Raw genomic sequence first — 984 nt, 5'->3', positions numbered from 1 at the left:
AATGTGAACAAAGCAGAAACAGGCAGCGGTCGGGCTAGCCGCGTGCGAACGCCGTGTTGAGCAGCGATATCTGGTCGGAAACCGGATTGGCGCGGCGGGCGGAGCTGGGCGTCTCGTTCTTGGCACCGCCATAGATCTCTTCGTCCATGCGACGCACCAGCGCCTGCAGGCGCAGCGACCGGCTCACAAGGTCCAGAAATTCCTTCGGCAATTCGTTCCAGCCCAGCACCTCGTCATGCGCGGAAGCGGTGTCGAGCCGCACCTTGGATTTTTCAGAAGCGACCTGGTCTCGGGTCATTTCGCCGGAATTCGCCGCCCGCTGCAGCAGCAGCCACGACGCGACCTGCATCAGCCTGGTGGTCAGCCGCATCGATTCGGCCGCATAGAGCGTCGCCGCCGTGCGCGACAGCTTCTTGGCTTCGAGCCTGCCCTTGCCGTCGAGATATTCGGCCGCCTGTTCGACCAGGCCCATGCCCTCCTGGTAGAGCGGCTTGAAGGATTGGGAGAAAACCCTGCGTTCCGCGAGCTTTATGGTTTTCGCGCTGCCCGTCGAAGGCTCGGTCATTGATACGCCCCTGCACTGCCGCAAGCCGATTCGGCTATCCTTGCCGATACGTCCTGCACCCTTAAATGACTGAGGCTTGAAAATGCGCTTCGACGCCCATGAAGGCAAGCGCATGTTTAACAAACGGTTAACGCCGGGCCGCGCTCTCCCCGGCCGGCGGCGGACAAAAAAAAGAGCCGCGGATAAGGCGGCTCTCAGGAGTTTAACAGGGAGGCGTCAAACAAAGTGGCTCCAACCACTCGGTAAGAATCCAGAAAAACTGGATGCGCATAGTAAACGCCCGTAAAGCTTAATGAAGCCTTAACGCCGGGCGGAATTTTTGACCGAACGGACTTTCCTGTGCCGGAACGGGACAGACCGGTTTCGCCTTCCCGGCTCGCGGAGAACCGGATTTTCGGATGCCGATCGCGGCGCAGAAA

Annotated in this window: 2 protein-coding genes; both read right to left on the bottom strand. The window is 60.1% G+C overall.

Annotation, left to right across the window (positions count from 1 at the left end):
• Positions 1-34: 34 nt before the first annotated feature.
• On the bottom strand, positions 35-565 hold the full coding sequence (locus tag EOA29_RS37880) for a DUF1465 family protein (protein WP_126091436.1): 531 nt from the start codon (positions 563-565) through the stop codon (positions 35-37).
• Positions 566-759: 194 nt separating this feature from the next.
• Positions 760-984: hypothetical protein (locus EOA29_RS42510; protein ID WP_210213231.1), on the bottom strand; the 225-nt coding region annotated here is incomplete at its 5' end.

It is taken from the genome of Mesorhizobium sp. M1E.F.Ca.ET.063.01.1.1 (assembly GCF_003998155.1).
Taxonomy (GTDB): Bacteria; Pseudomonadota; Alphaproteobacteria; order Rhizobiales; family Rhizobiaceae; genus Mesorhizobium.
The sequence above is the reverse complement of the archived record's forward strand: the minus strand, read 5'-3'. Positions and strand labels throughout refer to the sequence as shown.

Excerpts from the sequence above, each read along its gene's own strand:
- EOA29_RS37880 (WP_126091436.1), bottom strand. The coding sequence starts at position 565 with ATGACCGAGCCTTCGACGGGCAGCGCGAAAACCATAAAGCTCGCGGAA.